The organism is Stenotrophomonas sp. C9D9, from assembly GCF_056491205.1.
In genome coordinates, this window is sequence record NZ_JBSZIF010000004.1 from 1,057,501 (window position 1) to 1,060,000 (window position 2,500).

2 tRNA genes and 1 rRNA gene (1 of these 3 cut by a window edge) are annotated in these 2,500 nt (G+C 53.0%); all 3 read right to left on the minus strand.

The features are described from left to right. Positions 1-2,058: ribosomal RNA gene (locus ACXI0D_RS10340) — 23S ribosomal RNA — on the minus strand; it reaches 822 nt to the left of the window's first position. 225 nt (positions 2,059-2,283) lie between these two features. Next, positions 2,284-2,360 (minus strand) — tRNA-Ile (locus ACXI0D_RS10345). A gap of 28 nt (positions 2,361-2,388) precedes the next feature. Continuing rightward, positions 2,389-2,464 (minus strand) — tRNA-Ala (locus ACXI0D_RS10350). Between the last annotated feature and the right edge of the window lie 36 nt (positions 2,465-2,500).

A 2,500-nucleotide genomic window follows, 5' to 3' on the forward strand; every position in this document is an offset into this window, starting at 1 on the left:
TAGTAAAGGTTCACGGGGTCTTTCCGTCTTGCCACGGGAACGCTGCATCTTCACAGCGATTTCAATTTCACTGAGTCTCGGGTGGAGACAGCGCCGCTGTCGTTACGCCATTCGTGCAGGTCGGAACTTACCCGACAAGGAATTTCGCTACCTTAGGACCGTTATAGTTACGGCCGCCGTTTACTGGGGCTTCGATCAAGAGCTTCGCCTTGCGGCTGACCCCATCAATTAACCTTCCAGCACCGGGCAGGCGTCACACCCTATACGTCCACTTTCGTGTTTGCAGAGTGCTGTGTTTTTGATAAACAGTCGCAGCGGCCTGGTTACTGCGACCCTCTTCAGCTATAGCTCGCACGAGCCACCAAAAAGGGTGCACCTTCTCCCGAAGTTACGGTGCCATGTTGCCTAGTTCCTTCACCCGAGTTCTCTCAAGCGCCTGAGAATTCTCATCCTACCCACCTGTGTCGGTTTACGGTACGGTCTGCGTAAGCTGAAGCTTAGGAGCTTTTCCTGGAAGCGTGGTATCAGTGACTTCGCCATAAAGGCTCGTCTCGGTGCTCGGTCTTAAAGGATCCCGGATTTGCCAAAGATCCAAACCTACCGCCTTTCCCCAGGACAACCAACGCCTGGTACACCTAACCTTCTCCGTCCCTCCATCGCACTTACGCGAGGTGCAGGAATATTAACCTGCTTCCCATCGACTACGACTTTCGTCCTCGCCTTAGGGGCCGACTCACCCTGCGCCGATTAACGTTGCGCAAGGAAACCTTGGGCTTTCGGCGTGCGGGTTTTTCACCCGCATTATCGTTACTCATGTCAGCATTCGCACTTCCGATACCTCCAGCAGACTTCTCAATCCACCTTCAACGGCTTACGGAACGCTCCTCTACCGCGCATAACAAAGTTATGCACCCCAAGCTTCGGTTCACTGCTTAGCCCCGTTAAATCTTCCCCGCAGACCGACTCGACCAGTGAGCTATTACGCTTTCTTTAAAGGGTGGCTGCTTCTAAGCCAACCTCCTGGCTGTCTGTGCCTTTCCACATGGTTTTCCACTTAGCAGTGAATTTGGGACCTTAGCTGTGGGTCTGGGTTGTTTCCCTTTTCACGACGGACGTTAGCACCCGCCGTGTGTCTCCCATACAGTCCGTCTCGGTATTCGGAGTTTGCAATGGTTTGGTAAGTCGCGATGACCCCCTAGCCATAACAGTGCTCTACCCCCGAGAGGATACATATGAGGCGCTACCTAAATAGCTTTCGAGGAGAACCAGCTATCTCCGGGTTCGATTAGCTTTTCACTCCTAATCACACCTCATCCCCTACCTTTGCAACGGGAGTGGGTTCGGGCCTCCAGTGCGTGTTACCGCACCTTCACCCTGGGCATGACTAGATCACCCGGTTTCGGGTCTACTGCCCGCGACTATGCGCCCTTATCAGACTCGGTTTCCCTTCGCCTCCCCTATACGGTTAAGCTTGCCACGAACAGTAAGTCGCTGACCCATTATACAAAAGGTACGCAGTCACTCCTTGCGGAGCTCCTACTGCTTGTACGCACACGGTTTCAGGTTCTATTTCACTCCCCTCTCCGGGGTTCTTTTCGCCTTTCCCTCACGGTACTGGTTCACTATCGGTCGGTCAGTAGTATTTAGCCTTGGAGGATGGTCCCCCCATGTTCAGACAGGGTTTCACGTGCCCCGCCCTACTCGTCTTCACTGAAATGGCCCTTTCAGATACAGGGCTATCACCTTCTATGGCCACTCTTTCCAGAGTGTTTTCCTAGAACCAAATCAGCTTAAGGGCTAGTCCGCGTTCGCTCGTCGCTACTTACGGAATCTCGGTTGATTTCTTTTCCTCTGGTTACTTAGATATTTCAGTTCACCAGGTTCGCTTCCAGCAGCTATGTATTCACTGCAGGATACCCGCAAGCGGGTGGGTTTCCCCATTCGGACATTACCGGATCAAAGCTTGTTGCCAGCTCCCCGATACTTTTCGCAGGCTGCCACGTCCTTCATCGCCTCTGACCGCCAAGGCATCCACCGTGTGCGCTTATTCGCTTGACCATATAACCGCAAGTTGCCTTGGGTTATATATATGACCCGGGGGTACAAAGCCCGGATACGAATATAACGACTCAATCAATAAAGAGACTTGCGTCTCTCGCCTTAGCCTCACGACACGTCTGATAGAACATCTCAAACGCTCGCTACGTCACAAGTTTTAAAAGAACACGTACCAGCCACAGTGCTGATGCGTATAAAGATCGATTGTATGCGTCATTCAGAGAATGGTGGGTCTGGGTAGACTCGAACTACCGACCTCACCCTTATCAGGGGTGCGCTCTAACCACCTGAGCTACAGACCCGGAAGTTACTCCGGAGGAAGCTCAAACGTGGTGGAGCCTGTCGGGATCGAACCGACGACCCCCTGCTTGCAAAGCAGGTGCTCTCCCAGCTGAGCTAAGGCCCCAAAAGGGACTCTCACATCGGCCTGGCCGACATGATT